We start from the raw sequence: 25,855 nt of genomic DNA on the forward strand, positions 1-25,855 counted from the left end.
CTGAACATCGCAGGATTGTTGCAATTAAAAACAATCTCCGACCTGTGCCTGATAGTACTCATTTTTCAAGGCAACATATCTTTTCCAGGACTCCCGTAGTCCGATTACCTGATTATCACTGATTTCACGCACAACCTTTGCCGGAGAACCAAGTATCAATGAACGGGGCGGAAACACCTTTCCACCTGTGACCACTGCTCCTGCGCCCACAATGGATTCTCGTCCGATTACGGCTCCATCCAGTATGATGGCTCCCATGCCTATCAAACATAAATCCTCCACTGTGCAGCCATGCAGGATGACGTTGTGCCCTACAGTCACCTCAGAACCGATGATGGCAGGATGCCCATCATCCAGACTTCGTTCCGGGTTTTCATGATGGGTGGTATGCACCATGCAATTATCCTGGATGTTGGTTCTTGCGCCGATTTTAATACTGTGCACATCTCCACGAACCACCGTACCAAACCAAAGTGACACATCCTCCCCAAGCTCTGCATCGCCTATCAATGTTGCAGTGGGTGCTACCCATCCCCCTTTACCCACAACTGGAAAATAGTCTCTATACTGTAATATCATACTGATTCCCCCTCGCTCTTGAATAAAAACACCTTACATGTCAGATATCCACAGACATACCGGCCATCATTTCCGGTATTTTTGCTACCTGCTCAGCATCACCGGCATCGACAATGCCTAGAATTTTTCCGGCAAACATAACCCCTATACGGTCGGAAAGTGCCAATGCCTCACCAAGATCGCCGGTGACGAGCAAAACACCAGCCTGTTCACGGGCATGCATGAGTAATCGCCAAACATCCTCGGCAGCTGCAATATCAAGCCCCTGTGTGGGTTGTTCTGCAACAATAAGGTGCGGACGGCGATAAAATTCCCTGGCCAGCACCATTTTCTGAAGGTTTCCTCCGGACAACTGCCAGGCCAGAGCGTGCGCATCAGGAGGGCGGATATCAAATTTTTCAATAAGAGATTCAACCTTGAATTTTGCCTGTTGGCGCTGAATCCACGGCCCTCTGCAAAATCCTCCCCTGGTTGTTAAAAGAAAATTATCTACCAGGTCTAATCCCCTGCAGGTTGCCAGCCCCAGGCGATCCTCCGGTATATAACTCAGACTTTGCTCCCAGTTGTTTCGGCTGTAAAATTTTCTCCAGTCCTGGCCGAGAATACGGACAGCTCCCTGCTCCGGAATTCGCAGGCCGCAGATAGTCTCCACCAGCGCCCGTTGGCCATTGCCGGCAACACCGACCAGCCCGAGGACTTCTCCCTGCTGGAGTTCAAAGGAAACATCTTCCAGCCCCATACCATTCAATTGTGCCACCTTTAACACGGTCTGACGCAACTCAACAGGCTCTTTATCCACCTCGAGCAACACTGTCCTTCCCACCATGCGCCTCGCCAGTTCAGCAGCACCGCTGACTGCAGACCGAGGCATGGAATCCACCACGCGCCCGCGTTTCAGTATGGCGATATAATCAGCAACTGCCAGCACTTCTTCAAGCTTGTGACTGATAAACACCACAGCCTTTCCCAGGCCGATCATCTGCTGCATGGTGGCAAACAGACGTTCTGCCTCTGTTGGCGTCAGGACGGCGGTGGGCTCATCAAAAATCAGTATCGAACTGTTGCGATACAACAACTTGAGAATTTCAACCTGTTGTTTTTCACCCATGGAAAGGTCGTGAACAACAGCATCTGGATCCACACTCATGCCATACTGTTCGACCAGTTCCCGGACCTCCCTGTTCATGGCTTTTTTACGAATAAAAAGCGTATCCGGTATGCCCAGAAAAACATTTTCAGCAACCGTCATTGCCTCTACCAGCTTAAAATGCTGGTAGACCATGCCAATACCGCTTTTAATCGCCCGGTCCGTACCTGTAAAAGCTACAGGATCTCCATCCAGATATATGGTGCCGCTGTCCGGTTGCAGTTGACCGGCTAAAATGGACATCAGGGTGGACTTGCCGGCACCGTTTTCGCCTAACAGTGCCAGAATCTGTCCGGAATGGATTTCCAGGTTGATATCGGCATTTGCCTGTACCTTACCAAAATTCTTTGAAATGTTTTCCAGCCGTATGCGTGGCGTCTGCGTACTCAAAGGATACCTCTACCTGGTCACCGGTGTGTGGCCATGGGTTGAACAAACTGCGACTCTGAATCCCAGGGAAAGAGAATCCAGGTATCCTGACTGACCTCAGTGATGTAGGTTTCCACCAGCGGTCTGCCAGCAGGCTTGGCATACACCGTGGCAAAATGGGCTTTTGGTATCATTTTTTTCACGATCTGCGCAGTTCGACCGGTATCAACCAGGTCGTCAATCAACAGATACCCCTCACCGTCACCAACAAAGGGCTTCAGGATATCAGGCTCACCTTTTTTATCTTTCCAGTCATAGCTCGATATACAGACAGTGTCCACAAGATGAATGTCCAGTTCCCTGGCAACGATGGCAGCCGGAACCAGTCCTCCCCTGGTGATGGCGATAATACCTTTGAAATAGTCAAGGCTCAAAAGTCTCCAGGCAAGGGCTTTGGAATCTCTATGAAGTTGTTCCCAGGATATGGGATATGTTTTTTTATACCCGCTTTTTTCTGCCATAATATAACACTCCTCTCGTACAAATCTTAACAGACGCTAACAACTCACGGGGAAGCACTTGATCATACATTCTCCCTTGTATTTTAACTGATTACAGAGAATACACCACAGGCATATTCCCTCTCTCAAACTCTATACGTATCTTCCATCAAAGGCCTTAGTCAACCGGTTCAATGTTTACCCCAAGGGCTGCAGGCGCGCCTGTCCGTTCGCGTTTCAGGGAAGACAACACCAGCACGATAATTGTCAGCCCATAGGGCAACATGAGCAGAAGAGATGAAGGCAAATGCGTACCGGTTGCCTGCATCCTGAGTTGCAGAGCCATAATTCCACCAAAGAGGTAAGCGCCGAAAACAGCCCTGCCTGGACGCCAGAAAGCAAAGATAACCAGGGCCACGGCGATCCACCCCCTGCCTCCGGTCAGGGAATTGGTCCACAGGTGTGTATAGGCTAACGAAAGATACGCCCCACCAAGACCAATGCAGAACCCACCAGCAAGTATGCCCAGCCACCGGTAGTTCTGCACATTCACCCCTGCGGCAGATGCAGCTTCAGGATATTCGCCAACAGCCCGCATTCCCAGACCAAAACGGGTGTTATGAAAAAAAATCCACAGGCAGACAGGCAGCAGATAACTGACATATACCAGAGGATCATGCTGAAAAAAAATCGGTCCAATCACAGGAATTTCAGCTAAACCGGGAATTGGTACAGCAGAAAAACCCGGTGCGGAAATGCCCACAAATGAGGTCCCCAGATAGTTGGCAAGGCCTGTCCCGAAAATAGTCAAAGCCAGGCCTGAGACGACCTGATTTCCCTGGAAAAAAAGACAGACAACGCCATGCAGTGAAGCGATGCAGAGCCCGGCCAAACCGGCTGCAACAAAACCCAATACCGGGCTCCCTGTGAATTTTGCCACCAGAAAGGCCGCCAGACTCCCCACTATCATTATACCTTCCACGCCAAGATTAAGAACCCCGGATTTCTCGGTTATCATCTCTCCAAGGGTGGCATAAAGTATGGGGGTTCCAGAGACGATTGCCGCTGCCAGCAGTGGTATAATCATTTCCTGGTTCATGCTGATTTCACCATCACAATTCTGTAGTGTATGAAAAAGCCGCCAGCAAGCACTGTCAACAGAATCAACCCTTCCATGATATTCCCGTATGCTGCTGGCACCTGCAAATCGAGCTGCATGTTTTCCACCCCGACCCTGAGTCCGGCCAGCAGAAAAGAAGTAATGCCGATCTGCAGAGGGTTGAGCCGGGCAAGCCATGCCACGACAATGGCCGTATAACCGTAGCCGACCATGATGGAAGGTTGCAGGCGATTGATGGTAGCTGAAGCTTCGAGAAAGCCTGCCCACCCTGCCAGAGCTCCACTGAGCACCATAACCAGGATAACCAGTCTGTCATAGGGTATCCCCGCGTAACGCGAAGCCCGAACACTATCGCCACAGGCCTTCAACTCAAAGCCTGTTCGGGTGAAGGTGAAAAAAATCCAGAACAATATTCCCAGCACCAGGCAGTGGACAATGCCCCAATGGATAGATGAAGTTCCCATGCGGCCAAGTATTGCCTGGTCAGAAAAAGTCTGAGTCATGGGAAACCCGAAGCTGGTAGGATCTTTCCACACCCCGTAGACCAGATAATCCAGTAACTGTATGGCAATATAATTCATCATCAGGGTTACAATAATTTCATTGGTCCCCAATTTTTGCCGCAACAGTGCGGGGATAAATCCCCAGGCTCCTCCAGCTGCGCATGCCATGGCAATCATCAACGGCAATAGTATAAAGGCTGGAAGATCGGGAAAACTTAACGCCATCCAGGTTGCGCCCACGGCACCCAGGGCAAATTGCCCCTCTGCCCCTATGTTCCATATCTGCAAACGGAATGCAATGGAGACGCCCAGGGAGCAGAGAAAAAGAGGAATAGCTTTGAGCAGGCAGTCCTCCAGTGCCCAACGGGTACCAAAGCCGCCTTTGAACAATACCAGGATACCCTCCAGGGGAGAAGTTCCCCGAAGCGCAAGAAGTAAGGCGCTCAGCAACAGTGATAATCCAATTGCCACTAAAAATACAAAACAGGAGCGCCAACCAAGACGCTCCTGCCTTTTTACAACACGGTAACGTTGCATCAAATCAACATATATAGCTGTTTTTTTATTTTGTCGTCCCTACCACACCTTGAATAAACCAGGTCATACCGAGCATTTCCTCATCTGTGGCAGTGACGCCTTCAGCCAGTTTTACGGTTCCTGCCTGATCTTTAATGGGACCGGTAAATACTTTTTCCGTTCCTGCAATAATTTCAGCTTTTTTAGCCGCAACTTTCTGTTTCACGTCTTCAGGGACCATGGGACCAAACGGTGACAGCCCAACAATATCTTCATCCATACCAGGCCAAGCGGATTCCGCTTTCCAGGTACCGTTCTTTACAGCATTAACCACCTTGGTGTAATACGGCCCCCAGTTCCATACAGCCGATGTCAGGTGCGCTTTAGGCGCAAAGGTACTCATGTCCGAATTATACCCGATGGAATACACGCCTTTTTCCTCGGCAGCTTCCTGGGGACCGGGAGAGTCCTGATGCTGGGCAATGACATCTGCTCCGGCATCGAGCAGTGATTTTGCAGCCTCTTTTTCCGTAGCCGGATCATACCAGGTTTTTGTCCATACCACCCGGACAGAGACATCGGGGTTGACCTCCTGGGCACCCAGCGTGAATGCATTGATACCACGTATTACTTCTGGAATAGGGAAAGCTGCCACGTACCCAAGAATCTTGGATTTGCTCATGGAACCGGCAACCATACCGGCAAGATATCTGGCCTGGTACATGCGGCCAAAGTAGTTGCCCATATTGTCGGATTGCTTAAAACCTGAACAATGCATGAACACTGTTTTGGGAAACTGTTTAGATACCTTGAGCATGGGATCCATATAACCGAAGCTGGTTCCAAAAATGACATCATACCCTTTACGTGCCATATTCAGGATAACCCGCTCGGAATCAGGCCCTTCCTTGACAGCCTCCACGTAAGATGTCTTTACCCCATCCATTGCATCGACAACCAGGCGGCCCTGTTCATGGGCGTATGAGTAACCGGCATCTCCTATGGGAGAAACATATATAAAACCGACATTCAGTTCTTTGTCCGCTGCGTGGGCAGTTGTCACTGCCATGGCAGCCAGAAACAGAGCAAACATCTTCATAAATCGCATGAATAACCTCCTGTTATGGAACGTCTGGGGCAATGGGTTTTCTTTATAGTAAATACTTCTTGCAGAAGATATGTACGTACCATGTTTTTTTGTCATGAGAAATGCGTATTAAACGCTCACAGCCTCAGTTTATACGTAATCGACATACTGCTGTCAAACGAAAACAGGGTGCTGCTTCTCCAGGGTTGGCTGCCGCAACCTCATCTTACAACCATTCATTTTTCTGAAAATAATACCAAACTGGAAAAAAACATTTTCGGCCACACTCCCAGGCTGCATGCGGTTTATCCGCCTTTCTCGGAGCAGTTGCCAGAGCCTTATATTTTTTTGGCGATAATTATACTGTCATCTCGATGACATACTCCATGGGGTCAGCTCACCAGCAACCCATTTTTCCAGGTGTATCAATTCCAGTTACCAACGTGCCAGTGGTCACGCCTAGACATTCTGACAATTCTATGATACGCAAATCATCGTTTTACCCAATCACGTCTATGGTATGCAGCTTTATGGGCAGAACAGACATTATTCTAGCTTGAAAGCCAATCATTTTGACAATCAAATATTTTTTGTGGCTTCAACGTCCGGAAACTGGAGAGAGGGAATAGTCAGCACGACCCTAGCCTCCGCCTGCTTGACAGCGTATTCTGCCTGCAGCAGGGAAAGGGGAAGTTGCAGGATGTCAGGTATAGAAAGTTCGGGAATGCTCTTGCACTCAAGTTCAAAGGAAATCTCAGCTCCCTGCTCCGTTACAGAGGTATGTATTACTATTGTGTCATCTGCGTTCATTAGATGTAAACAGTGCATGAAAAGGCGATATACAACATGTTGCAGAAGAGACGGGTCATTATAGACGGAACAAGGCTGCTCTGATTGACTAATAACCAATGTCACCTGACTCAGGCGGGCAAAACGTTCCAGAAAAAGCCCCACCTCTTCAATTACTGTGTGCGGGGAAAAGGATGAAAGAGGTTGATCTGAACGATGTGCGAAACCACTCAACAGGTGCAGTGTACCGGCTGCGACAACGATTCTCTGCTCTATCATTGCCACGGCCTTCTGCATGCGTGCCTGCACCTGCTCATCCAGGGAATGTCCATGCATGGCGAGTAAGTCTGCTATCAATCCACCCGATTCTCTGATTATGCCAAAGTGATTTTTCATTTCATGGGAAAAACCGGCCATCAGCCGACCCAAAGATTCCACCTGCTCTCCTCGAAGGGTATTCACTGCTTGGGCATCCATATTCAGCCTCATTCTTTTTTTCGTTGTTCGTGAGCCTGCTCAATTTTTTTCAGCAACTCCCCAAGGTCAACAGGCTTCATAATATAATCAAATGCTCCTTTTTCCATGGCCTCGATGCCGGCAGCTACCGAACCATGGCCTGTAAGCATGATTACGCCAATATCAGGTCGACTCTGTTTAATCCTTGATAAGATATCCAGCCCACTCATATCAGGCATTTTCAGATCAAGAATGACAATGTCAGGAGTAAATTCTTCTATCTGCTCCAGACCTTCCGTTCCGCTATGCGCATCCCGTACATCAATGCCTCTCAGTGCCAGTCTCTGACAGAGAGTGGACGCAAATTCGACTTCATCGTCGATAATCAAAATTTTTCCATCAATCATACTGCACACCTCACTCCAGCTTATTTCGAATGGGCAAAATAATTTCAAATGCGGTTCCTTTGCCTGGTTCAGAATCCACAGCAATACGTCCCCCAAGTTTTCTTAAAATGCCATAGGTAATGGACAAGCCCAGCCCTGTTCCCTTTCCAGTTTCCTTTGTGGTGAAAAAGGGATCAAAAATACGGCGGACAACTTCCCGGGACATTCCCGGGCCATTGTCCTCCACCTTAATCCAAATCTCCTTCTCCTGGATCATTCCGGTTTTCAAAACAATTTTCCCTCCGGAACCAATGGCGTCAATGGCATTGTTCACAATATTAAGAAATACCTGCTGTAACTGACCGCGATCACTGTGGATATGTTCTACACTCTCATCGAGCTCAAAAACAATATCAATCTGATTATATGTCGCCTCTTTGGCCAGAAAGGCGACCACCTCCTGAAGGAGAAGATTCATATCAAGTTCTTCAATGACGACATCGGTGTGACGTGCAAAACCAAGCAGCCTGTGGGTGATGGCTTTACACCGGTCAACACTTTGCTGTACACCTTTCAGTGCCTGCTGCATATCCTGTTTATGTTCAAAATCTCCTGTCAGGGAAAAATAATCCATAACCAGACCGGTCTTTTGATTAATAATTGACAACGGATTATTTATTTCATGGGCGACACCTGCTGCCAGACGCCCGATTGAAGCCAGTTTATTGGCATTTTCAGCCTCAACAAAAAAATGCTGCCGCCGCTTGTCAGATATTCTGATGTGCTCGGTAATACCATTGCTGATATTTAAAATAACAAACACCATGAGCACAACACATATCAGGATAATGCCGAACAAACGCAACTGAAAAAACAGCCAGTCATCACCATGGAGATAAAGGTCTTTCACCAGAACCAGACGCCATGGCGTTGACTGGAGATCAATAGCTGCATGCAGTAACTCCTGCCCATCCGGGGCTTTTACCACAGAGACATCTGTATTTTTCGCCAGCAGTTCCTGATAATCAACCAGGTTCTCGCTGATATTGTATCTGGTAGCTGCAGCATGCGATGCAAAGATATTTTTCTCACCAATATGACCGTACTTTCTCGGCTGGGTCTGTATAACTCCTTCTGCATCAATCAGATACACGTCACTCAGGAAACTGGCTGCACCTGTTTCCACATATCGCTGGAGGGTTTTGCCGTCAATTGTTACCCGCAAGACCCATAATCCCTTATCTCCAGGAAGATTACGGCTTACAGCAAGAACAAAATGGGGTACCTGGCGGAACCCGGAAAAAACATTGCTGATATATACGCCACGTTGCAGCACCTCCTGGTACCAGGTCTGCCCGGTGTAATCGTTGTTACTCAATTCATAGGGGCCTATATATGATTTTTGACGACCACTTGCATCAATCACCTCAATATCTGCAAAATCAGGATATTCGCGCTGCAATCTACTGAACAGGGTTTCCAGATTTTCAGGATCTAACAGTTCCTGATAGCGATCGTCCGGAGCCACAAATTTAATAACAGACTGAAGTTTGGATACAAAACGTTCTATGGTATTTTGGGACTGCTCAAGATTAAGAATAAGCTGGGTGAGTTCATTTTTCTGTAACAGATTCTGGTACTGATAATGGGACAGGACAGAGATAATGATCAACGGAATCATCGCCACCCCAAGCAAAATAATGAACAATCCCTTTGAAAAATACCTGTAGCTCGTTTCAAGATCAGCGCTATTTTCTATTTGTTCGTTTGTTGAAGGCAATAATTTGGAAATCCACCGGGATTGTTTCATGTCGTCTCCCTCCGGCTCTGTCCTTCTTCAAAAACCGTATGCGAGGACAATGTTCCATCAACAGCCTCCTGCAACACCTTATCATGGGGCCCTATTATACCGTCAATGACCAGGATTCCCTTCCAGGTCAGGAATTGGTAATGCTGCTCTTCGATCCCTCCACAAACAAGAATGGATACATTTTCCTTTAAAGCCAGGTCACAGATTACCTCGGCAGACATGTGGTCAAGGATAATCGAGCGCGGTTCATCGAGCAGTTGCCGATCATAACACGTGGCAATGATTGCTTCTGCACACAGGTCAAACCTTGGAGACACATAATCTCCACGTATGGTTATCAGAATCTTCATAGCAGACTGTATCCTGTCAGATCAGATTGTATTTTTTCATTTTTCTCCACAGGGTCGTTCTTCCCCAGCCAAGAGCACTTGCAGCTTTGCTCCGATTTCCGCTGGTTTCCTGCATAACCTCGAGAATACGATTTCGTTCCATTTCCGCCCACCCTTTATGAGCCTGAGTTTCGGTGACATCAACGGGTTGTGCAGATTGCTTAACGCCCTCAGATGCAGAACGCATCGTTTCAACAGGATGAAGTACATAGGGAGGTAGGTCCTTCACGCTGACCTTTTCTTTGCGACAGACATTCACTGCATACTCTGTAATATTGCGCAGTTCCCGCACATTTCCGGGAAAAGGATATGTCCCCAGAACATCCAGAGTTTTTTTCGTAAACCCATTAATTTGTTTGCCCAACCCGGAAGCAAACAATCTCAGGAAATAATCAAATAACAGCCCGACATCACCTTCCCTTTCTCTGAGTGGCGGGATATGCAGATGCAGCACGTTGAGTCGGTAAAAAAGGTCTTCACGAAACCTTCCAACCCGTACTTCTTCGCGCAACGATCTGTGAGTAGCAGCTATGACGCGCACATCTACCCGTACTTTCTTACCGCTCCCCACCGGATAAAACTCATGATCATCCAGCACGGAGAGCAGTTTTACCTGCAGAGGCAACGACAGATCGCCAATTTCCGTCAAAAAGATCGTCCCCCGATCGGCCAGTCGAAACATGCCAAGATTATCTTTTACTGCGCCGGTAAATGCCCCTTTCACATGTCCAAAAAGTTCTGATTCCAACAAAGCCTCTGGCAAGGCTCCGCAATTCACCTTGATAAATGCCTGCCGAGCCCGGGGAGACGACTTGTGTAACTGTTCTGCAATCTTATCCTTACCGGTTCCTGTTTCTCCGGTAATCAATACCGAAGCATCTGTTCTGGCCAGCACGGACATCATCTGGAAAACCTCATCCATCTGCGGACTATGTCCAAGGATCTCCCCCCTGTAATCATCACCATCATAGGCAGCTCTCGCCTCATGCAGGGCAGACATATCCTCTACAACAAATACAAGCCCCATGACAGATCCACTTTCATCATGAAGACGGGATATCGTGCAATGGATTGGAATTTTAGACCTGTTGTTGTTGATCAGGTTGCCATCCATGGAAACCGATTCACCGGTCTCCAGAACAGAGCGGCAAACCTGGTCATTGGCTGCAAGATTGGTCCGGAGAACGAAATCAGCTAATACCCCACGGACCTCATGGGTTGAATAGCCTGTCATGGCCTCAAGAAATCGATTCATTCCAACAATACGCAGATTTATGTCAAGCAGAGCAATACCGTGCGGAATCGCGCTAAGCAGTTCCGCTACGATAGCATGATTATGAAGCAGGGAAGCTTGTTTCATGGGAAGAATCTCCTGATGGTCTACTGGGGATGCTTTTTTAAAGTGAATAGAAACACTTCCTTATTTGTAACGACTCATAAAGGAAAAGGATAAAATTGAAACTTCCCTGTATTTATAACTGGTTACAGGGTGCCTGAAATTTTTGCAATCAGGCTGGAGCAGCGTATTGGATCATACGTAAGCCAGGCTGATCGCGGAAAGATCAGGTGCACTGTGAGCAGTTACCCTTATTTCTCCATATCCGTTCCGCAGGTTTCCGGCAAGCACTCTTTCCCCTGAGCACCTTGAAAAATCAGTATGTTGTCCATCTTCATTCATATCGAAAGTACGGATTGGATAGTTTATTTTTTCCGTGACCCTCAGTAATGATACCGGACATAGAGAACCGCTTATGCCCGGTATCATGAAGCTGCAGCTGGATATGGTCGAGACAATCCCTTACAGGGCAACGCCATCAAAAAAATGACGGTTAACCAGCAGATGCACTCCAATACTTGCAGCATACCCCAACGCAATGGCAGGCAACCAGCGAAGATGACCAAAAAAAGTATACATGCCCCTGGCCTGTCCCATAAGCGCCACACCAGCCGCGGAACCAATAGATAACAGGCTCCCGCCAACCCCCGCTGTCAGGGTAACCAGCAGCCAGTGTCCCATGGACATATCCGGATTCATGGTCAAGACAGCAAACATAACCGGTATATTGTCCACCAGGGCCGAAAGTATTCCCACCATGACATTGGCAGCCGTTGGACCCCAATCCACATACATTACCTGGGAAACTATGGCCAGGTAGCCGATGAAGCCCAAACCACCGACACAAAGAATAACACCATAAAAGAACATCAGGGTGTCCCATTCAGCCCGGGCAACTTTTTTAAATACGTCAAATGCGACTGTATCGCCGATACGCTCATCTGCTTTTTCCGGATCATAATCCGGAGCACTGGGAGAATTCTTGTGGGTTTTTTTCAGGTAAAAACCATAAAATTTAAGATAGGCAAGCCCTGTCATCATTCCCATCATTGGCGGCAAATGTAAAAAATTATGGAAACTTACAGCTGTCGCAATGGTCAGAAGAAAGAGGATCATTATCGCCACTGCACCCCGTTTCATAGCCTGCGCAGTCTCACAGGCTGCAGGCTTGAGATTCGGGATGGCAAAATGCATGATTGCAGCCGGCACAATCCAGTTTACCAAAGAAGGAATAAACAGGTGAAAAAACGTCCAGAAATCAACAACACCCTTTTGCCAGACCATCAGGGTTGTGATATCTCCGAATGGACTGAAAGCTCCACCGGCGTTAGCCGCAACAACGATATTGATACAAGAGAGGCTGACGAACCGGGCATTATCACGACCTATGGCCATCACGACCGCACACATGAGCAGAGCGGTTGTCAGATTATCTGCTATTGGAGAAATACAAAAGGCAAGTCCGCCAGTCACCCAGAACAATTTTCGAAATGAAAATCCTGCGCACACGAGCCTGTCTCTGAGGGCAGAAAATACCTGTCGCTCTTCCATGGCATTGATATAGGTCATCGCTACAAGCAAAAAGAGAAACAACTCTGCATACTCTAAAATGTTATGCCTGACCGCCGTTTCCGCCGCATGGGAAAACCCGTTGCTTGCGTATACCCAGGCAATTATCCCCCATATCAGGCCTGCGGCGAGCAATACGGGCTTTGATTTTCGCATATGGGTATATTCTTCTGCGATAACAAAGCCATAGGCTGCTATAAAAATAAACAAACAGGTGTAACCAACCCACCCGGAAGTAAGATTAATATGGGCTTCCGTTGATGCGGCCCAGAGATTTGAACATCCGAAAATCAGCACGTTAACTAACAACAAGGGCATTGCCCTAAAAACAGCAGTCACAGGAAAACCTCCTTTTATCATCAGGTTATATCTTAAATTCAGGCCATTGCAGTAGATATGAGGCACCGGACATGCTACTTGTTCCAGGTAATCTCAAAAAACAGGTTCCACACTCCAGTGCATTCAACAAGAGGACAGGTTAGCACCTGTCCTCTTGTCCACGAGCAATCACATTATTTTGGGTACATACACTTCCATGCCCATTAAAGGCCAGATGACCGTGACAGCCAGCCAGGTAATAGCAATGAGCATTATGCTTGCAGGTACACCCCACAAAAAGAACTCACCTGGAGTGAACTGTTTGGAACTGTAGGCGATGGCATTAGGTGCAGCGCCGACCAGTAAAAGGAACGGCATACCGGCTACGATGAGTGATGAAAAGAGAATTACTTCACCGGCAACCCCAAGATAAGGCGCGATGACAAGGGCTACAGGTAAGGAAATGGCTATGGCTGCCACATTCATGATGAAGTTGGTCATTATCATTACAAAGAAAGCCATACCCAGGATAAACACGATGGGGGGTGAATTCTGAAACAGAACCAGCCAATTCACAGCCAGCCATTTTGCTGCCCCGGTTTCCCAGAGACAAAAACCAATGGACATGGCACCGGCAAAAAGCAGGATAATATTCCAGGGGATTTCCTCCAAGTCATCCAGGCTGAGAATATTGAAGACAAAGAAGGCGATGGTGGACAGCAAAAGAACCCCTGTCTTGTCCAGGCCACCTAGTGCAGGGATAAAGTTTTTCAGTGCAATAACCAGAATGGTTAGCACAACAATAGTTGCCGTTAGAATTTCCTGTCTACTCCAGGCACCAAGCTCTTTGTACATCCGTTTTGATTTTTCTTTTAACCCCGGAATACTGGCTTGTTCAGGCTTGAGAAACACCATCATGAATCCCCACAGTAAAAAGGTCATCAGCCAACCAATGGGGAACATATAGGCAGTGAGTTGAAAAAAGCTTATATCCACATGCATAATGTCTTTGTAAAAGCCGAGTGCAACTGCACCACGGGCAGCACCAAGCAAGGTGATAATGGAGCCTGCACCTGCTACATAGGCCATACCTATAAACAATGCCTTGCCAAATTTGGTGGGCTGATCTTCATCACTATACAGGGCGTGGATCGCCATGAGCAGGGGAAACATGGTGGCAGCCACGGCAGTATGCGCCATGACATGTGTCAGGGCCGCGGTCATGACAAAACAGCCCAAAAGAATCATGCTGGTTTTTTCACCGACAATGGAAAGCATTTTATAGGCAATGCGTTTAGTCAGGCCGGTTTTTGTAAACACCATACCTATGACAATGGATCCAAAAATAAACAGAACAGAGGGATCCATGAAATCCTTGAATGCCACCTTGGGAGACCTGATCAGAAAAAGTGCCTGCAGGGCTCCTATGGTCAGACTGGTTATGCCGATTGGAACCACCTCAAATACCCACCAGACTGCTGCAAGGCAGAAGACTGCAAGGGCTCCCTTGGCCTCTTTACTCAGGACAAAATGTTCTCCCATGGGATCCACTGCATCGGGCCAGGGGGGACAATAATAGACAAAGAAAAAAGCTCCTATTCCAAGTAACAAAAAGAAGAGTCGCTTCCAATCAAACTTCTTTTTCGCCTCCGGGAGGCTGATGGTTTCTGATGCTGTCATTTCTCTCACCTTCCTTATTCAACACCTGGCAATTTGCAGTATGTGTTGCACATTGCCAGGAATATTTCTTCACATCGTAGGACACCGAGAACAGTGCCGTTTTCCTTTACCGGAACGATAGACTCCTTGTGCTTGGACATCAGCACCAGCGCATTAAGTAGATGTGTATCAGGAGTCAGGACAAGATCAATTGGGTGCAGCAATGGTTTGACGATTCTGTTTCTATTTTTACCGCACTCTAAAAAAGTGGATTCTTCTAGCAGGAAAGCCAGATCTGTGAAATCAGCCGTTTTCCCGTCAAATTTTTCCACCTTGGTTTCACTGAGAAGATGAGGGGCAAGGCCCTTCATAATATCCACAATGGATAATTTGCCGACCAGCTGGTCAGCATCATTGACCACCAGTAACACCTTCTGGCGCACTTTTTCGCTACCGTCAGCCTGGATCTCTTTACAAGATGCAATTGCCTCATCCAATGTTGCGTTTTCATTGATATGGGGATACTTCTCCAGGGCGATTACAAGCTCCCTTATTGTTGCGGGTTCCTGATCCATACGTTTCTCCTCCTAACCTTGTTATGCACCCTTTCATGAGCAAACAGTTCACCTGTCCGGGTTCTGGAAACAGACCCGTTTACGTATTTTCAATATGTTAGAGACAGGGAATTGTCAGTAAAAGGGTATGTTTTTTACCAGCTTTTACTTTTAAGAATGTGCTTTACCTCTTCAGCGGATTTCTCTTCCAAAGCTGTCATTCTGTCTTGCTTTGCTTTGCGAATTTTTTCCATGAGCACATTGAGATCAACAGGTTTCTCCAGATAATCACTTGCCCCATGCTTCATGGCCTCAATGCCACTGTGCACAGTGGCATGGCCGGTCAGCATAATGACCTCTATATCTGGACGGATCTTTTTCATCTGGATAAGGGTTTGTAAGCCATCTATACCGGGCATGGCCAGATCAACAACCGCAACATCGATGTTTTTATCATCAATCGATGCCAGGGCCTCTTCGCCGCTGGTCACTGCAGTAACCTTCAACCCTCTTGTTTCAAGCCTCTGGGACATGAGTTCGATAAAATCAGTTTCATCATCCACCAGCATGACCTTCGTTGCTAATTGACACTCCATTGTATGTCTTCTCCATGTAAGGGTTAGCCCGTGTTTCCCACGTCTGTTTTTACTGCAGCAGCGAGACACCGGAATACAAACAGCATGAGGCTACTGTTAAAGTCCGGCGCAAAGCTGATGGAGTAAACTCCGTCCGACATTACCATAACCAGTCACAGGGGTATGATGTATACGGTATGGTATACTTTCATACTATAATTCATCGCACTCCCTGGATACAGAGTACATCAGAACATGAGCAAACCGGATTACTCTCTTCAAAGATTTGCGACTTTCATGGCCGCTACCTTTTTATACGCTTCATCAATGACTGCTGTTAACTCAACAATATCTACAGGCTTCTGCAGATAGGCAAAGGCACCGAGTTCCATACAGGTCTTTCGATCATCCTCGGACCCATGTCCGGTTAGAATAATAACTTCAACCTCTGGTTTAATTTCCTTGGTTTTCTGCAGCACCTCAACCCCATGCATGCCTGGCATTTTTAAATCCAGTACCATCACATCCGGTGTCTCGGAATCAAGTAAATCAACAGCCTGTTCCCCATCAAAAACAGGGTAACTGCCATAATTTCTCGTGTTAAGACGCTCTGAAAGAGTCTGGACAAATTCCTGCTCATCATCCACCAGTAAAACCTTGGGGGGCAGTTTAAAATCGTGGTCGCGATATATGGAAGAGTGATAGTCTTTCCCTGCAACCACATCCACATTCGCCACACCGCTTACATTTTTTGCCGCCTGGCTCAGCTGCTTTGCTGCATGTTCAAAGCTGTGCACACTTTTATTGATTGTGATCGTCACGCGAGAATTAATGCACCGAACATCATTGGTATAGCCTTTTTCCAGTAAGTTGAGCTCTACGCGGGCAGCAAGTTGCATATCTGTTACAGCTTGCATTGACTCAGCACTTTCAAGGACTGCCGGCTTGCGATAATTTTCCACTATCAGCTGTACTGCCTCAGCGGTACTGGTGGATCCCATGGGAATAAAGATATCGTACTGTGAACGGTCATTGACCGGGTTTAGATGAAGAAAAGCTACCAGGTCACAGACACTGGCATCACTCTTTTTTATTGCTTTTACAGCTTTTTTTTCAATGAGTCCTTCTTGCATGGCTCGCTGGATGCGACCCTTATGGTCATCAAACAGGCCCACTCGAAGAATATGAGTCACGCTTTGAGGGATAAGCAGGGAAATTGCGCCTGAAAAGATAGTTCCATTCTCGGCGAGCATTTCCGCTAGGGTGAGTTTTAACCTGGAGAGATTGTTCTCCCGTTCCTGGGTAAAGCTATTGAATACCGAAGTCGGCCCATACAGGGCTCTCTCTACCTTTTCCTGCTCCAGTTGATATATTTCCGCTGTTTTCCGGATCACATCTCTATCCTGAACGATTCGGTACCCTGTTACTGCTGCGAGTTGCTCACGCACATCTTTTTCCAGGGAAAAAAGATTGTAAAACAATGCAATCGAGGACATAGCCACCTCCTGTTATTATATTATCCGTCAGGGTGTTTCTTTTGCCCTCCCATTTGCATGTCTTATGCCAATACACTTATTGCAAAAATAAAGTTCATAATTTCAAACATTTAATTAAAAAATTAAAATGAATTGATATTCATTATATTATTCACACCGCCCAACAGATGAAACACAAAGAAACCTTTAGTTTCCATATGTTTCAACATGTTTCAAAAAGTGAAACAACTTTCAAAGCAGAATTATGCTGAAATAGCAGCAAGTTGTAAGTGCTGCTGAAAAAAGGAGCGATATTCATCTTCCCGATGACTGACATAAATCACTGTGCACAACTTTTCAGCAGCAGCCTGCTCGAGAAAATTAAGAATAGCCATTCGATTGGCGTGATCCAGCCCCAAAGTGGGCTCATCGAGAACCAGCAATCGGGGGCTTTTTATCAGGGCCCGGCCTATGAGAAGCAGACGCTGTTCACCATAGCTGAGCTGACGGAAAGGAGTTCTCACATGGTCGGTCATACCAACTTTATTCAGCCAGAAATGTGCCATGGAAAGTTGCTCCCTGGTTGGATGCCTATACATACCAATGCTATCGAACAGGCCGGAAATTATAACCTGCAGGGCACTGCCTGGAATGCGGTGATTCCTGTGTAATTCTGAGCTGACGATGCCCATGTCTTTTTTAATATCCCAAATGGATTCCCCAGTACCCCGCTTTCTGCCAAATATATGCAGATTATTTTGATAACACATGGGGTGGTCACCGGTTATCAGCTGTATCAGTGTTGATTTACCGCAGCCATTGGGACCAGTGATCAGGGTATGCTCCAACCTGTGGATCGTCAGGTTAATATCTTGAAAAATGGTTTTGCCGCCATAGGAAGCAAATCCGTGACGCAGTTCCACCAGGGGAACGGCCTGTGTATGAACCGGATCTGTTTCCCTGTTGTTGAAAATATCCTTTGTGGTGGCTGTGAACAGTCTTTCGGCCTGTAGCTGTTTTGCAATATCTGGCAGAACCTGCGCTATTTTTCCCTGCAGGCGCAAGGTTGCATTTTGGATAAGACCACAGTGCGTTGCCCATGCAGGCACATCTTCTAGGGTGTTTACAGTAATAATGATGAGTTTTCCCTGGCTAAGCAGTAAAGAAAACAATTTATCAAACTCAGCCCTCGTCTGCCTATCAATGCCTTCGTAAGGATTTTGCATGACAAGGCAGTCAACCCCTTTAGAAAGTTCACTCAGCAGGCATAATTTACGAGATTGTCCTGAACTCAATTGTTTGTAACCAGTATCCATGGCTTCAGCCATGTTGCAGGCAACTATCAGCTCAGTATGCTGCTCCCAATCTTGAATAAAATCCTTTGCCAGGCGGCCGGGGTCCAGTTTATTCATGAAATCAGTATCATCATTGCGCAGTTCTTCTTCATAGAGTCTCTGCTGGCTGAAAAAAGAGATATACCCCACGGTTCCTTTTCTTTTTTTTATCGCCCAGGTCCCATCACTTTTCTGATCACCAACCAGGTCTGCAAAGGCATCTATCCCAGATCCATTGGCACCAACGATGCACCACCCCTGACCTCCCTGCGCATGAAAAGATGTCACTTCACACCCGTGTATTTTACATTTTTCTACTGTTATATTTGCTTTTTCCATTATTTTTATCTCTGCTAACTGGATTTTCCAATACGTCCTATGCCAATATATACTAAGCTGATAAGGCCATAAACAATACAGACTCAAACCACGAGCCCAATCCATGAAACAACATGCCAGAAAAATTATTATTCTGCTCCTTTGCACAGGTATCGGTACAGGCCTGTTTTTTTACTGGAACAGTGACAGCAGCATAATTGCCAAAAACATCAAAACTATGGCGGAAATCGCCAGCAAAGAAGGAGAGGAAAACGGCATTGCCATGCTAGCTGCAGCGTCAAAAATCAGCGCCTATTTTGACACCTACTGTGATATCGATGCCAGCCCATACGACCTGCCCAGAAGATATCACAAAAAGGATGTTTCAGATCAGATTTTTATAATTCGTCAGTCAACGCCTGTCATGTTGGTGCGTGTGGACAATCTTGCCATCAGTGTACAGGACAAACAAGCCGTAGCCACAGGAACACTGCGAGTGGAGGATTTGCAGGGAGAAGCACAACTGGTGAATGAGCAGGCACTACAGCTTGGTATGAAAAAACGTGATGGTGACTGGCTCATTGATGAGGTCACTTTTTTGGAGGGTAGTGTCCAGTAACAAGTGCAGGCTGAAACAAGGGCCTTTTGGGCTCCTTAAAAGCCCTTGTCAACATGCCGATTCATAACATTACTTCCATATCGAGTTACTTTTCATCCCAAAGATTTTCCATGGTATAAGGTGATCCCGGTGGCTGCCAGAACGAACCGGTTACATAACGAAAATGGCGATCAAGCGAAGCTATCTGCTCCATATCTTCCTGGTCAAGATCTATGGAAAGGGATTCGATATTTTCTTTGATGCGCTTGGGATTGACCGATTTGGGGATAACCACGGTTCCCCTGGTGACGGCCCATTTAATGAGGATCTGCCCAGGTGTGGCTCCATGTTTTGCTGCAACATCTGCAATTACCGGATGCTTGAGCAGAGACGGTTCATCCGCCCCTTTCATTCTGTCCGGCCTGTCTCCGGAGCCCAAAGGAGCGTAGGCTGTCAGCCGCACATTTTTGTCTGCACAATAGGCAAGCATATCCTTTTGCTGCAGAAAAGGATGGAGTTCAATCTGATTCACCGCCGGAGCAATTACGGCTGTTCTCAGTAACTGATCAAGCTTCTTGATGCTGAAGTTGGAAACTCCGATCGCTCTGACCAGGCCTTTCTTCACACACTCTTCCATGGCCTTCCAGGTTTCACTGATCGGCAGAGCCTCCAGCGGGAGAAACTCATCTCCACTCTGCGGATAGCCTACTCCAGGTGCAAAAACTACCGGCCAATGGATAAGGAAAAGGTCAAGATATTCGAGGTGCAGATCAGACAACGTCTTTTGCAAAGCCGGCAGAACATTTTCAGGGGCATGGGCATCGTTCCAGAGCTTGGAGGTAACCCAGAGGTCTTTACGTGCTATCTGGCCACTACGCAATACTTCAGACAGGGCTTCACCAACCTCTGGCTCATTTCCATAGATAGGTGCGCAATCGACATGATTGTACCCCTGTTGTACAGATTCACATACGGCCCGATACACTTCGCCTTTTTCAGACTTCCAGGTACCAAGCCCGAATACAGGCATTTCCTGCCCGCCGGAAAGTTTGAAGTATTGCATGATATCTCCTTATGTTAGGGACTATGAGCATGGCCAGAAAAACTTCCACTGACCCTGAAGGGAAAAGCTGAATTGGCAGGGTTTGTCAAAACCTTATTACCTAGGAGAAATAGGGATATATTTCTTACATGTCAATGGCTGGAAAAGGGGTTTAACCTAAATCAAACACAAGACATATTCAGCTCAGGCAAAGTTTTTTGTCATAACCGTCATAGACGAAGCTTTTACGTTTGGCAACGCCTCTTTTATTGATACGGGTTACTACAACCACTTGAAATTTTTTTGATAATTATTAATTTCCGCGCCCCTTACTTGAACACTGCATCAACGCTCTGCTGCTGAAGAACTGTGTTTATCTCTTTAATTCGATAAATAGTGGCCTGCAGATCATTCTGATCCCCGGGCAGGGTCGGCAACAAAGCCTGAAGGTACTCTTGCTCGAGGCGGGAGAGTTGACGCAGGGTCAGTTGGAAATTGGACCTGGTGCGGTAGTGATTTCGAATAAGATCCTCAATGGTTTCTCCCTCTGCGTCGAGAAGTTGGGAAAAGTGTTCGACCAATCCTTCCACCCATTGCCGATAAAGGGGGAGAACTTCCTGTTTGAGTTCCTTCGCCTCTGAAAGTAATGCATCAATCTGAGGTGCCCCCCCTCCATCCACAGCATCATAAGCAGCATCCAGCGCCAGATCACGGGTGATCATCCAGTTTCTGGCAAAATTTTTTACCCCTGTCTTATACTCCTTCATCTTCATGGCAAAAAAGACGAAAAAGACCGGAACCAGAATCATCCACAAAGGAGGTTTAGGCTTATCGATAACCTGACGGGCCAGCTGATTCGCCAGCATCTGCTCATGGGTAAACAGCAGGTCACGTTTTTCAGCAATGGTGGGTGCAACCACCTCTTTCCCTGTACGTTTGCTCATCTGTCCAGGGCAATCTCAAGATAGTGCTCACCCTCTGCCACCTGCTCAACATCGGTGTAATAGTAACGGGATGGATCAATGCCGTTTTGGTCGAGATAGCTGTGCATTTGAGCAAGAATAGGTACCTGGCTGGTAACCACAGGCAGCAATCCGTATACAAACAGTAACACCCCGCTCAGTATCACTATCATGCGTATAATTCTGTTGGGCAATGAAGCTTGATTAATGGATTCCATAATATTTGAGTAGAAAAAATGTCTGCTGAATATAACCAGTGAGCGCAATCCCCCTTGAAGAATAAAATTTTTCGTTCAAGATCAAGGATGCGAAAAAAAGTACCCAAGGCATATGAATTCGAGGGTAATTTTTTTCGCATAACAAAGAGATGAGACGCTAAAACAAGTATTCAAAAAGTTCTTTACAGCGTAACCCGGTCAGATATTTGCAGTTATCTCCGGGAAGACCAGGTAGAACATGATATAGGCCATGGTCAGAGTCAGCACCAGGTTAAGGCTCTGGCCGCAAGCATACAGGATGAGTGGCTTGCCGCCTTTGAAATACTTGGATAACTCACGAAAATTGGTAGAGAGTCCGATTGCCGCAAAAGAAAGGGTAAAAAACCATCCGCGCAACAGCCGGGTGCCGCCACGAATTGCCCCCTGATCAAGCAGCGCGTGGCTCATTTTGTGGCCAAGTTGTGAATCAATATATGAAAAGAGTATGGATACAGCCAGGAAGCCGAGAACGAATTTCGGAAAACGGTTCCAGATTTCGATGGCACCAACGGTACGTCTATTCTCGCCCACACACTCTACAACTGTGCACCAGTAGAGAGCCACACAAAAAGCGGTGACACCGATCATGACGTTCTGAATCATTTTTATGGTGGCAGCAACGTGCAGGGCTTTGTCACCCAGGAAGGCTCCGGCAGCAGCAACCGCACCGGTGGAGTCGATGGTACCGCCCATCCAGGCGCCGCCGAGAATCTCGGGCATGCCGACCCCTTTGATAATAGCTGGCATTACGATCATCATGATGGAGGTGAAGACAAGAGAAAGGCCTATGGAGAGGGTCAGTTCTTCTTTCTTGGCGCGACAGGCGGCTGCAGTAGCGATGGCTGCCGAGGTCCCACACACGGACATATCAGCGGAGATGGTTATGTTCAGTGTCTTGGACGGCATCTTGATCACCTTCTGACCAAAGATGTATGTCGAAACGAGGACGACCGGGGTAACCACCCAGGCCACAAAGATACCAGGAATACCAATGGCCATAATTTTACTGAAAAGTACTTCAGCCCCGAGTAGCACAAGTCCGGTTTTGATAAAAAATTCTACCTGGCAGGCAGGCAACACCCATCTCGGGGTGCCGACGGTATTGGCCAGAATCATACCCAGAACAATTGCCCAGGCCTCTGCACCCACACCATACTGTTTGGCTGTTGCCTGTCCACCAAGCATATAGGCAAGCACTGAAAACAAAAAGACGACTATAAAGCCAACGGCAAACCCGCCCACACTGGCTCCCATCATTCTCATGCCGAAACCAAAAAAGATGATCAGGAAGATACAAAGACCAACCAAGGTTATAATGTAATTATACGGTTTATTGGTAGTTTTGGCCTTTGCCTTGCTAGCTTTGTTCTTGGCACTGCGCCAGGCTGCAATCGTATCTTTGGCTGTATCATTCAGGGTCTGATTTTTAAAAGCTGCTGCTGCTGCTGCACTCTCTGCCACAGTTGCAGCCTCCAGAGCAGCGGCGGCTTTTGCTTTGGCTTCTTCATAGGCAGGCATGGCTTTCTCGTTCTTTGCCTTAGCCTGCTCTTCAGTCTGGATAAAAGAATCCATTGGGCTGGATTTCCAGCTGCCTGGTTTTTTGGTCCAATGGGAGAGAAATTTGCCAAAACCTGAACTTTTCGAAGCCTTAAACGTGGATGCATCCTCAGCGTTATACCAAGCTATGGTCTTGAAGGGTGCCTTTGCCTCTTCCGTTGCCTGTATCTGTTTAGCCTCTTCAATCTTTTGAGCAAACTCTGCCTTTGGTCCCAAGACCAGATAGGCAAAAAGGCATAACGCAACCACAAGGAAACCAAGCCATATTGCCAGGTAGTCTTCCTTTGTCCATAAATCCGACCACCGACTTTTGGCCTGATCTACAACAACATTTCCATTGTTTTCTTCCATCCCAACACCTCCAAGTTGTAAAAACTATTTTACAGATTCCTTGTACATACGACACACCGTTAACACGTTTGCGGCACGTCCTTGAAACCTGTCCCTTTGTCTCTACTTTCCCTGTCACATCCTTAAAAAGTGAACTTCCGGTTACACACAGAATTCTAGTATTAAAGGCATATCAGGCCTCCGGTATCGGCTCTATGCCTGCATTATGCCCCTCGAATGTGAACAAATACATCACATTTTCAAGGCTCTTTTATCTGACAAGATGGTGTGGCAGTTTTGGTAGTTGTTCACGTTATTATAGTATATAAGATCAGGTATATATAGATTTCATATAACAGCAAAAAGAATCCCCCCTCAATAAAAAACACGAGATTTTTACCCTTCGTTTACTTTTTACCCGGATTATTGATGACAACTGCTACCCCAGGGTAAAATACAATACCAAAACTTTCCAACTCAAACTAAGCCTTCGCACCTTAAAAAACGAGAAACTCTTGGGATGGACAGTATATCCCATTTAAGTTATGTTGATATTGATCAGCAAAAACAATTTACCCTTTATATAAGCTCAGGATCTAGGTGATAATGTTATACAAGGTGCATTGTTACTGATCACAGACACTCCACGCATAGAAGAAAAATGAAACGATGAACCTGATATCGCCATATCTGCCACTGCTGCTTCTGACTTTCGCGCTGGGTTTTTGTCTTTGGGGCCTCCATTGGTTTTTGATCAGACGTCACAAAGATTTGAAAAATGAACGTAAATTCCCACGACAGCTGCTCATTCTAGCACTGAGCCTTATCGCGGTTTTAGCTCTTATACTTGTTTTGCCTATCCAGGAAAGTTCCCGAAATCGACTCTTCGGGCTCATCAGCCTTGTTGTATCGGGAACAATCGCATTTTCTTCAACCAATCTCCTTGCAAATCTTATGGGTGGAATTTTATTAAGAGCCACCAAGCCATTCAGTATCGGAGATTTCATCCGAGTAGAGCAGCATTTCGGACGAGTCACTGAACGCGGCCTGTTTGATACCGAAATACAGACGGAAAGCAGGGAGCTTATATCACTCCCCAATGCATACCTTATTAAATATCCCATATCAACGACTCGAAACTCCGGTGCTATTGTCTCTGCCAAGCTCTCACTTGGCTATGATATACATCATTCACAGGTTGACGCCCTTCTTCTGAATGCTGCCGAATCGAGCGGACTGAAAGAACCTTGGGTTCACGTCCTTGAGTTGGGAAACTTTGCAGTCACATACCGTGTGTCTGGTCTCCTTGAGGATTCCGAGCGGCTTATAACAGCTCATTCCAATCTGTGTCGCACAGTCCTGGATACACTTCATGGCCATGGCGTTGAAATTATGTCACCTACGTATATGAATCAACGCCGTTTGAATGAAAATCAGACAACGATTCCAAAATCAATTGTTGCATCCTCTCTTACAGAAACCAATGGAGGGGAACACGTGGTTTTTGACAAGGCCGAGGAGGCAGCCAAAAAAGAAAAGAACAAGCAACAACTTACAAACCAAATTCAAAAGCTGGAAACAGCTCTGAAAGAACAAGAAAATCAAGAAGAAAAGACGATAATAAAAAGACGTCTTGAATCAGCTCGCAAACGTCTGGAAGCACTTGAGGAGTCCGAAAATCAATCTGATTCGGATAATGATAAGGAACTCAATGAGTCCAACAAATAACACCTTAATAAATACAGTGAAGTATTATTTAAAAAAAATACTCCCCACTCTATGTTCAAGCTTCAGGCTGTTTGCAGCCTGTTTATTTCCTTTCTGCAACGAGGGTATATGGCCTTGGCTGATCATCGGTGCGGGATTGAGCGATCTGGTGGATGGATGGCTTGCACGGAGGTGGCAGGTCGTCAGTTGGCAGGGTGGCTTGGTAGATGCCATAGCTGATAAATGTTTCGTCCTGACTGTTCTTATCGTATTTATCGTGAGGGGCAAATTTTCACCAGTCTGGTTTCCACTTGTTATTGCCCGTGATATTGTCGTTCTTGTCACGGCCCTGTACATTACGGCGCTACGGCTCTGGAGTGCGTTCAAGAAGATGGACCCCAGGGTTACGGGCAAAATAGCCACAGGTGGACAATTTACACTCTATCTCCTTGTCGCCCTTTACCAAGAAGCAACGTTGCCGGCACTTTTATTTGCCTCCGCCTGCAGCCTTATCGCTGCAGTAGACTATGCTCGTGTCTTTTACCTCGCCTTGGAAGAGCGAGCACGTGAGGGTAATGCCCGGTAATTTTTTCAAACGATTCAAAATGAAGGA

24 protein-coding genes are annotated in these 25,855 nt (G+C 46.8%); 3 read left to right on the forward strand and 21 right to left on the reverse strand.

Going from position 1 to position 25,855, the window contains the following annotated elements; genetic code table 11:
- Window positions 1-24 precede the first annotated feature (24 nt).
- From G493_RS0115745 to G493_RS0115835, 17 genes are all read right to left on the reverse strand, one after another.
- Window positions 25-579 carry a gamma carbonic anhydrase family protein gene (locus tag G493_RS0115745; RefSeq protein WP_028581165.1) on the reverse strand — a complete coding sequence of 185 codons (555 nt, stop codon included), beginning with the start codon at window positions 577-579 and terminating at the stop codon, window positions 25-27.
- A 40-nt stretch (window positions 580-619) separates the two neighbouring features.
- On the reverse strand, window positions 620-2,116 hold the full coding sequence (locus G493_RS29615; RefSeq protein WP_035274767.1) for an ABC transporter ATP-binding protein: 1,497 nt from the start codon (window positions 2,114-2,116) through the stop codon (window positions 620-622).
- A 17-nt stretch (window positions 2,117-2,133) separates the two neighbouring features.
- Complete coding sequence (gene gpt / locus G493_RS0115755; RefSeq protein ID WP_028581166.1) at window positions 2,134-2,616, reverse strand: xanthine phosphoribosyltransferase; 483 nt, start codon at window positions 2,614-2,616, stop codon at window positions 2,134-2,136.
- 157 nt (window positions 2,617-2,773) lie between these two features.
- Window positions 2,774-3,694, reverse strand: coding sequence for an ABC transporter permease (locus G493_RS0115760; protein WP_028581167.1), 921 nt, complete (start codon window positions 3,692-3,694; stop codon window positions 2,774-2,776).
- Window positions 3,691-4,755 carry an ABC transporter permease gene (locus G493_RS0115765; protein WP_028581168.1) on the reverse strand — a complete coding sequence of 355 codons (1,065 nt, stop codon included), beginning with the start codon at window positions 4,753-4,755 and terminating at the stop codon, window positions 3,691-3,693. The genes G493_RS0115760 and G493_RS0115765 overlap by 4 nt, the downstream gene beginning before the upstream one ends.
- A gap of 25 nt (window positions 4,756-4,780) precedes the next feature.
- Window positions 4,781-5,833, reverse strand: a complete 1,053-nt coding sequence (locus G493_RS0115770; RefSeq protein WP_084813617.1) for a BMP family ABC transporter substrate-binding protein — start codon at window positions 5,831-5,833, stop codon at window positions 4,781-4,783.
- Between the two features lie 567 nt (window positions 5,834-6,400).
- Window positions 6,401-7,087, reverse strand: coding sequence for a sensor histidine kinase (locus tag G493_RS0115780; protein ID WP_153306546.1), 687 nt, complete (start codon window positions 7,085-7,087; stop codon window positions 6,401-6,403).
- An 8-nt stretch (window positions 7,088-7,095) separates the two neighbouring features.
- Window positions 7,096-7,473, reverse strand: a complete 378-nt coding sequence (locus tag G493_RS0115785; RefSeq protein WP_035274770.1) for a response regulator — start codon at window positions 7,471-7,473, stop codon at window positions 7,096-7,098.
- 10 nt (window positions 7,474-7,483) lie between these two features.
- On the reverse strand, window positions 7,484-9,262 hold the full coding sequence (locus G493_RS32345; protein WP_028581173.1) for a sensor histidine kinase: 1,779 nt from the start codon (window positions 9,260-9,262) through the stop codon (window positions 7,484-7,486).
- Window positions 9,259-9,612: a NifB/NifX family molybdenum-iron cluster-binding protein gene (locus tag G493_RS29625; protein WP_051309359.1), complete on the reverse strand. Its 354-nt coding sequence runs from the start codon at window positions 9,610-9,612 to the stop codon at window positions 9,259-9,261. The genes G493_RS32345 and G493_RS29625 overlap by 4 nt, the downstream gene beginning before the upstream one ends.
- Before the next feature lie 16 nt (window positions 9,613-9,628).
- Entirely contained in the window at window positions 9,629-11,011 is a 1,383-nt protein-coding gene (locus G493_RS0115800) for a sigma-54 interaction domain-containing protein (RefSeq protein ID WP_028581174.1), read from the reverse strand.
- 438 nt (window positions 11,012-11,449) lie between these two features.
- Window positions 11,450-12,874, reverse strand: a complete 1,425-nt coding sequence (gene nhaD / locus G493_RS0115810; RefSeq protein WP_028581175.1) for a sodium:proton antiporter NhaD — start codon at window positions 12,872-12,874, stop codon at window positions 11,450-11,452.
- A 189-nt stretch (window positions 12,875-13,063) separates the two neighbouring features.
- Complete coding sequence (locus G493_RS0115815; RefSeq protein WP_028581176.1) at window positions 13,064-14,554, reverse strand: SLC13 family permease; 1,491 nt, start codon at window positions 14,552-14,554, stop codon at window positions 13,064-13,066.
- A gap of 14 nt (window positions 14,555-14,568) precedes the next feature.
- Complete coding sequence (locus tag G493_RS0115820) at window positions 14,569-15,108, reverse strand: CBS domain-containing protein (RefSeq protein WP_028581177.1); 540 nt, start codon at window positions 15,106-15,108, stop codon at window positions 14,569-14,571.
- 134 nt (window positions 15,109-15,242) lie between these two features.
- A complete protein-coding gene (locus G493_RS0115825; RefSeq protein WP_028581178.1) occupies window positions 15,243-15,683 on the reverse strand; it encodes a response regulator in 441 nt (146 codons plus the stop codon).
- A 257-nt stretch (window positions 15,684-15,940) separates the two neighbouring features.
- The gene (locus G493_RS0115830) at window positions 15,941-17,158 is read right to left on the reverse strand and encodes a response regulator (protein WP_028581179.1); all 1,218 of its coding nucleotides are present in this window, start codon (window positions 17,156-17,158) and stop codon (window positions 15,941-15,943) included.
- 242 nt (window positions 17,159-17,400) lie between these two features.
- Complete coding sequence (locus tag G493_RS0115835; RefSeq protein ID WP_051309363.1) at window positions 17,401-18,810, reverse strand: ATP-binding cassette domain-containing protein; 1,410 nt, start codon at window positions 18,808-18,810, stop codon at window positions 17,401-17,403.
- Between the two features lie 103 nt (window positions 18,811-18,913).
- Between G493_RS0115835 and G493_RS0115840 the strand changes: the two genes are divergently transcribed.
- Entirely contained in the window at window positions 18,914-19,408 is a 495-nt protein-coding gene (locus tag G493_RS0115840) for a hypothetical protein (RefSeq protein ID WP_028581181.1), read from the forward strand.
- A gap of 85 nt (window positions 19,409-19,493) precedes the next feature.
- On the opposite strand, the gene G493_RS0115845 is transcribed toward G493_RS0115840, so the two are convergent.
- From G493_RS0115845 to G493_RS0115860, 4 genes are all read right to left on the reverse strand, one after another.
- Window positions 19,494-20,450, reverse strand: a complete 957-nt coding sequence (locus G493_RS0115845; RefSeq protein WP_028581182.1) for an aldo/keto reductase — start codon at window positions 20,448-20,450, stop codon at window positions 19,494-19,496.
- Between the two features lie 308 nt (window positions 20,451-20,758).
- The gene (locus tag G493_RS0115850) at window positions 20,759-21,373 is read right to left on the reverse strand and encodes an NF038143 family protein (RefSeq protein WP_028581183.1); all 615 of its coding nucleotides are present in this window, start codon (window positions 21,371-21,373) and stop codon (window positions 20,759-20,761) included.
- On the reverse strand, window positions 21,370-21,564 hold the full coding sequence (locus G493_RS0115855) for a hypothetical protein (protein WP_153306547.1): 195 nt from the start codon (window positions 21,562-21,564) through the stop codon (window positions 21,370-21,372). The genes G493_RS0115850 and G493_RS0115855 overlap by 4 nt, the downstream gene beginning before the upstream one ends.
- Before the next feature lie 243 nt (window positions 21,565-21,807).
- Complete coding sequence (locus tag G493_RS0115860) at window positions 21,808-23,556, reverse strand: YeiH family protein (protein ID WP_028581185.1); 1,749 nt, start codon at window positions 23,554-23,556, stop codon at window positions 21,808-21,810.
- A gap of 648 nt (window positions 23,557-24,204) precedes the next feature.
- On the opposite strand from G493_RS0115860, the gene G493_RS29630 reads away from it, so the two are divergent.
- Window positions 24,205-25,263, forward strand: a complete 1,059-nt coding sequence (locus G493_RS29630) for a mechanosensitive ion channel domain-containing protein (protein ID WP_051309365.1) — start codon at window positions 24,205-24,207, stop codon at window positions 25,261-25,263.
- Window positions 25,247-25,828 carry a CDP-alcohol phosphatidyltransferase family protein gene (locus tag G493_RS32350; protein WP_028581186.1) on the forward strand — a complete coding sequence of 194 codons (582 nt, stop codon included), beginning with the start codon at window positions 25,247-25,249 and terminating at the stop codon, window positions 25,826-25,828. Before G493_RS29630 ends, G493_RS32350 begins: the two co-directional genes overlap by 17 nt.
- Window positions 25,829-25,855 lie beyond the last annotated feature (27 nt).

The organism is Desulfogranum japonicum DSM 18378 (genome assembly GCF_000429945.1).
In the GTDB taxonomy this organism is placed as follows: domain Bacteria; phylum Desulfobacterota; class Desulfobulbia; order Desulfobulbales; family Desulfobulbaceae; genus Desulfogranum; species Desulfogranum japonicum.

Excerpts from the sequence above, each read along its gene's own strand:
- G493_RS0115745 (WP_028581165.1), bottom strand. The coding sequence starts at position 579 with ATGATATTACAGTATAGAGACTATTTTCCAGTTGTGGGTAAAGGGGGA.
- gpt (WP_028581166.1), bottom strand. The coding sequence starts at position 2,616 with ATGGCAGAAAAAAGCGGGTATAAAAAAACATATCCCATATCCTGGGAA.
- G493_RS0115760 (WP_028581167.1), bottom strand. The coding sequence starts at position 3,694 with ATGAACCAGGAAATGATTATACCACTGCTGGCAGCGGCAATCGTCTCT.
- G493_RS0115765 (WP_028581168.1), bottom strand. The coding sequence starts at position 4,755 with ATGCAACGTTACCGTGTTGTAAAAAGGCAGGAGCGTCTTGGTTGGCGC.
- G493_RS0115770 (WP_084813617.1), bottom strand. The coding sequence starts at position 5,833 with ATGAAGATGTTTGCTCTGTTTCTGGCTGCCATGGCAGTGACAACTGCC.
- G493_RS0115780 (WP_153306546.1), bottom strand. The coding sequence starts at position 7,087 with ATGGATGCCCAAGCAGTGAATACCCTTCGAGGAGAGCAGGTGGAATCT.
- G493_RS0115785 (WP_035274770.1), bottom strand. The coding sequence starts at position 7,473 with ATGATTGATGGAAAAATTTTGATTATCGACGATGAAGTCGAATTTGCG.
- G493_RS32345 (WP_028581173.1), bottom strand. The coding sequence starts at position 9,262 with ATGAAACAATCCCGGTGGATTTCCAAATTATTGCCTTCAACAAACGAA.
- G493_RS29625 (WP_051309359.1), bottom strand. The coding sequence starts at position 9,612 with ATGAAGATTCTGATAACCATACGTGGAGATTATGTGTCTCCAAGGTTT.
- G493_RS0115800 (WP_028581174.1), bottom strand. The coding sequence starts at position 11,011 with ATGAAACAAGCTTCCCTGCTTCATAATCATGCTATCGTAGCGGAACTG.
- nhaD (WP_028581175.1), bottom strand. The coding sequence starts at position 12,874 with ATGCCCTTGTTGTTAGTTAACGTGCTGATTTTCGGATGTTCAAATCTC.
- G493_RS0115815 (WP_028581176.1), bottom strand. The coding sequence starts at position 14,554 with ATGACAGCATCAGAAACCATCAGCCTCCCGGAGGCGAAAAAGAAGTTT.
- G493_RS0115820 (WP_028581177.1), bottom strand. The coding sequence starts at position 15,108 with ATGGATCAGGAACCCGCAACAATAAGGGAGCTTGTAATCGCCCTGGAG.
- G493_RS0115825 (WP_028581178.1), bottom strand. The coding sequence starts at position 15,683 with ATGGAGTGTCAATTAGCAACGAAGGTCATGCTGGTGGATGATGAAACT.
- G493_RS0115830 (WP_028581179.1), bottom strand. The coding sequence starts at position 17,158 with ATGTCCTCGATTGCATTGTTTTACAATCTTTTTTCCCTGGAAAAAGAT.
- G493_RS0115835 (WP_051309363.1), bottom strand. The coding sequence starts at position 18,810 with ATGGAAAAAGCAAATATAACAGTAGAAAAATGTAAAATACACGGGTGT.
- G493_RS0115840 (WP_028581181.1), top strand. The coding sequence starts at position 18,914 with ATGAAACAACATGCCAGAAAAATTATTATTCTGCTCCTTTGCACAGGT.
- G493_RS0115845 (WP_028581182.1), bottom strand. The coding sequence starts at position 20,450 with ATGCAATACTTCAAACTTTCCGGCGGGCAGGAAATGCCTGTATTCGGG.
- G493_RS0115850 (WP_028581183.1), bottom strand. The coding sequence starts at position 21,373 with ATGAGCAAACGTACAGGGAAAGAGGTGGTTGCACCCACCATTGCTGAA.
- G493_RS0115855 (WP_153306547.1), bottom strand. The coding sequence starts at position 21,564 with ATGATAGTGATACTGAGCGGGGTGTTACTGTTTGTATACGGATTGCTG.
- G493_RS0115860 (WP_028581185.1), bottom strand. The coding sequence starts at position 23,556 with ATGGAAGAAAACAATGGAAATGTTGTTGTAGATCAGGCCAAAAGTCGG.
- G493_RS29630 (WP_051309365.1), top strand. The coding sequence starts at position 24,205 with ATGAACCTGATATCGCCATATCTGCCACTGCTGCTTCTGACTTTCGCG.
- G493_RS32350 (WP_028581186.1), top strand. The coding sequence starts at position 25,247 with ATGAGTCCAACAAATAACACCTTAATAAATACAGTGAAGTATTATTTA.